Here is a 3,446-nt window from a genome sequence, read left to right as displayed (position 1 = left end):
GCTGCACCGTCCCGCCGCGGGCTTCGGCCAGGGCGTGGTCGACCAGCAGCACGTCGCCCGGTTTCGTGCGCTCGGCGAGCGCGGCCACGGTGTCGGCGGTGACCGCGCGCCCGCCGCAGGCGCGGATCTGCCGGCCGGCGGCCTCGCGCACGACCGGGTTGGGGGAGGCCACGCCGACGGTGCAGCCGGCCAGCGGCGTCTCGACGTGCTTGGCGTCGATCCGCTCGAACAGGGTCTCGAACCAGAACAGGGCGCCGCCCAGCGGTCCGCTCTCCACGCCGACCTCGCCGCCCATGGCGTGGGCGAGGCGCCGCGCGATGGCGAGGCCCAGGCCCGCCCCGCCGAGCTGGGCGTGGGCCGGATCGGCCTGGGCGAAGGCTTCGAAGATCCGCTCGCGGGCTTCGGCCGAGACGCCTGGGCCGGTGTCCTCGACGACGAAGCGCAGCCGCCCGTCCGGGCGTTCGACCACGCTCGCCAGCACCCCGCCGCACTCGGTGAACTTCACCGCGTTGCCGGCGAAATTGATCAGGATCTGCCGCAGCCGGCCCTCGTCGACGCGGATGCGGCTGAGGCTGGACGGCGTCGACCAGCCGATCTCCAGTCCCTTCTCGTTGGCGCGCGGCGCCAGCAGCTCGCAGACCGAGCGCAGCATCTCCTCGAGGTCGACCGTGGCGTAGTGCAGCTCGACCTTGCCGGCGCCGAGCTTGGCGAAATCCAGCAGGTCGTTGACCAGGGCCAGCAGGTGCTGGCCGCTCTCGCGCAGCGCGATCGCATAGTCCCGCTGCTCGGCGGTGAGCTGAGTGCCCTCCAGCAGGCGCGCCAGGCCCAGCACGCCGTTCAGCGGCGTGCGCAGCTCATGGCTGAGCGCGGCGAGCTGGTCGGCGGTGATGTGGGCGCGGGTCGGGCGCCGCTCCGAAAGCGGTCGAGGAGGTCTACGCATGGCGCCTTGGCTAGCCCGCCCGCGCTTAACATCAGGTCAAGCGCTCGACTGTCGGACCGTCGCTGACGGCTAGTTGCGCCGCGCCATCTCCTCGGCGACGGCCAGCAGCGCGCTGCGCCCGCGTGGGTCCGCAATGGCGCTGAACGCCTTCAGGATCTCCAGGGCGCCTGGTCGGCTCAGCGCCGAGAAGAGCTCGTGCTCGCCCGTCTGTGGGGCGTCTTCGCCGACCAGCCAGCCAATGCTCACGCCGAGCGCCTGCGCAGTGGCGACCAGGGTCGAGGCGGCGACGCGATTGGCCCCGCGCTCGTACTTCTGCACCTGCTGGAAGGAGACGCCCAGCTGGTCGGCCAGGTCGCTTTGGCTCAGGCCCAGCTGGCGCCGGCGAGCGCGGATGCGCGCGCCGATCTCCCTCTCCAGCTCGGCCGCACGGCCGACGTCCTTCGGCAACATCCTTGCGGTTCCCTGGCCAGGGCGCCTAGATCATAGCCGAAACGCCGCTGCGGCGCTCCGCTAAGTAGACGAAAACCCTTCGTCGCGCTTAACTAGGCCGTCATGCCTCCCCGTCCGGTCGTCACCGAAGATCCGGTCGAACTGCTCACGCCGCGTGAGCGGGAGTGCCTGCGACTGGTCGACCAGCACCTCAGCTCGAAGGAAATCGCCCGCGAGCTGGGCATGTCCAAGACGTCGGTCGACACCTACTGCGACCGCGCCCGCCGCAAGCTCGGCGTCGGTGATCGCTACGAGGCCGCCCGTCTGCTGCGCAATCAGGGCATTCCGGTTGTCCCGATCGGATCAGGACAGGACACGATCAGGACAGACAACGACGAGCGTTCGTGGCCCGATGTCTCCAACGGCAAGGAGGCTGCAGATGGGCGAGTGGCGCCACGACTTCGAGGACCGCGCAGTGATTGGGCGGGCCCTGAGGCTGAAACGGGAGATCGACGCGTTCGAGGCCCGCTGGCCGGACGCGGAGAAGCGGGAGGAGATCATCCCGAGCTTCTCCTGGGAGCAGCTCGAACGGCAGCTCGTCGATCTGGCGGCGACCCCGGCGCAGGCCTCGATGGCCCGGCACCTGGTCTCGGCGACGCGGAAGCTGGCGCCGTTCAAGCCCGCGGAAATGGTCCTGCGGGAAATCCTCTGCATGACCTGGGTGCTGCTCGACGAGAACTTCAAGCCGGAGGCCGGCGGGGACTCGGACGAAACGACCTAGGCCCGATCGCCCGGATCGGCGCCATCGCCGGGATCGCCATCGTCACGGCGCTGGCTTTCGGGGCGATGCTGGCCGGGTTGCACGCGCTCCAAGAGTTGGCGCGCAGTTTAGTCTAAACCTGCACTAATCCTACACATCGAACATTGTTCTTCGAACAAACGCGCGGACTCCGTTCCGCGTGATGGAGGATCTCATGCTCAAAGAACGCCGTATGGCCGCTGAACAAATCGCCGTGGCTCTCTGGGATGCTGAGAGCGCAGTCGACCTGGCGCTGACCAAGACCGCCAATTTCACCGGGACGATCCCGGCGCTCCGCCGACAGGCCGGCGCCTCCGCCCTCATCGGCCAGGAAGCCATGGAGCGGGCCAGCCAGGCGGTGATGGCGCTCGCCGAGGCCCGCCGCGCGCTGGTCGAGGCGCACAAGGAGCTGACCATCGCCAAGCAGCAGGTCGGCCTGGGCGCGGTGACCATGGACGACACCGGCGGCAACAAGCCGCCGATCCATATCGAGGCCACGGCGGTCGTCGCCCGCAACCGCGGCCGCGCGCTGCGGGCCGTCTCCGCCGCCTGAGCTGCAGGCGGGCCTCCTGGCCCTGCCGGACTGTTCTGACTAAGGTGGGCCCCTCGATCCATTCGAGGGGTCCTGCATTTGACCATCGCCCTGCCGCCCTGGCTCGGCTTGGCCGTGATGTTCGTGGTCTGCAGCTGCGCCTTCATAAGAGGCGGCCTGGAGGAACGGCTCGCGGCCGGCAGCATGTTGATCAACGTCACCGCGACGCAGGTGTTGCGTGACTACTCCTGGCCGCAGGTGCAGCCTGCCGGTTTCATCGCCGATGTCCTGTCTCTCGTCCTGCTGCTCGTGATCGCGCTCAGGACCGCCAAATACTGGCCGCTCGCGGCGGCGGCCTTCCAGCTTCTCATGGTCCTCACCCACGTCGCCAAGATGATCGATCCGGATCTCGGGCAATGGTCTTACGTGAGCGCCATCGTCATCTGGACCTACCTCAAGATGATCGCGCTCGGCGTCGGAGTCTGGAACTGCTGGCGCGCCTGGCCCTACGCGCCAAGCGGCGAGGCGCTGCGGGCCGAGACCCGGCGGTAGATCAGCGCCTCGGCGACGTGGGTCCGGCGGACCGCGTCGGAGCCTTCCAGATCGGCGATGGTCCGCGCGAGCCGAAGCGTACGCGTCCAGCCGCGCGCGGTGAGGCCCGCCGCCTCCGCCGCCTGGGTCAGGAGCGCCTGGGCCGGCGCGTCGAGCGCGGCGATCGTCTCCAGCCATTCGCCGCTCGCCTGGGC

At 69.7% G+C, this 3,446-nt stretch carries 5 protein-coding genes and 2 pseudogenes; 4 read left to right on the top strand and 3 right to left on the bottom strand.

What is annotated here, in order from left to right; genetic code table 11:
- Positions 1 to 940 (bottom strand): sensor histidine kinase (locus VJS38_RS02400; RefSeq protein ID WP_324086553.1); only part of this gene is annotated, 940 nt, incomplete at its 3' end.
- A 69-nt stretch (positions 941 to 1,009) separates the two neighbouring features.
- Complete coding sequence (locus VJS38_RS02395; RefSeq protein ID WP_324086552.1) at positions 1,010 to 1,390, bottom strand: helix-turn-helix transcriptional regulator; 381 nt, start codon at positions 1,388 to 1,390, stop codon at positions 1,010 to 1,012.
- 102 nt (positions 1,391 to 1,492) lie between these two features.
- Here VJS38_RS02395 and VJS38_RS20960 point away from each other — a divergent pair.
- From VJS38_RS20960 to VJS38_RS02380, 4 genes and pseudogenes are all read left to right on the top strand, one after another.
- Positions 1,493 to 1,684 (top strand): annotated as a pseudogene (locus VJS38_RS20960) (response regulator transcription factor); the annotation flags it as partial.
- 124 nt (positions 1,685 to 1,808) lie between these two features.
- Entirely contained in the window at positions 1,809 to 2,150 is a 342-nt protein-coding gene (locus VJS38_RS02390; RefSeq protein ID WP_324086551.1) for a hypothetical protein, read from the top strand.
- A gap of 211 nt (positions 2,151 to 2,361) precedes the next feature.
- Positions 2,362 to 2,721, top strand: coding sequence for a hypothetical protein (locus tag VJS38_RS02385; RefSeq protein ID WP_324086550.1), 360 nt, complete (start codon positions 2,362 to 2,364; stop codon positions 2,719 to 2,721).
- Between the two features lie 78 nt (positions 2,722 to 2,799).
- The gene (locus tag VJS38_RS02380) at positions 2,800 to 3,252 is read left to right on the top strand and encodes a hypothetical protein (protein ID WP_324086549.1); all 453 of its coding nucleotides are present in this window, start codon (positions 2,800 to 2,802) and stop codon (positions 3,250 to 3,252) included.
- Here the strand turns inward: VJS38_RS02380 and VJS38_RS02375 are convergent.
- Positions 3,207 to 3,446: pseudogene (locus tag VJS38_RS02375) on the bottom strand (ATP-binding protein); the annotation flags it as partial. The gene VJS38_RS02380 and the pseudogene VJS38_RS02375 sit on opposite strands and share 46 nt — an antisense overlap.

Source organism: Phenylobacterium sp., assembly GCF_035276905.1.
Lineage (GTDB): Bacteria > Pseudomonadota > Alphaproteobacteria > Caulobacterales > Caulobacteraceae > Phenylobacterium.
The sequence above is the reverse complement of the archived record's forward strand: the minus strand, read 5'-3'. Positions and strand labels throughout refer to the sequence as shown.

Bases quoted from the DNA above. Each gene is read 5' to 3' on its own strand.
- VJS38_RS02395 (WP_324086552.1), bottom strand. From the start codon at position 1,390: ATGTTGCCGAAGGACGTCGGCCGTGCGGCCGAGCTGGAGAGGGAGATC.
- VJS38_RS02385 (WP_324086550.1), top strand. From the start codon at position 2,362: ATGGCCGCTGAACAAATCGCCGTGGCTCTCTGGGATGCTGAGAGCGCA.
- VJS38_RS02390 (WP_324086551.1), top strand. From the start codon at position 1,809: ATGGGCGAGTGGCGCCACGACTTCGAGGACCGCGCAGTGATTGGGCGG.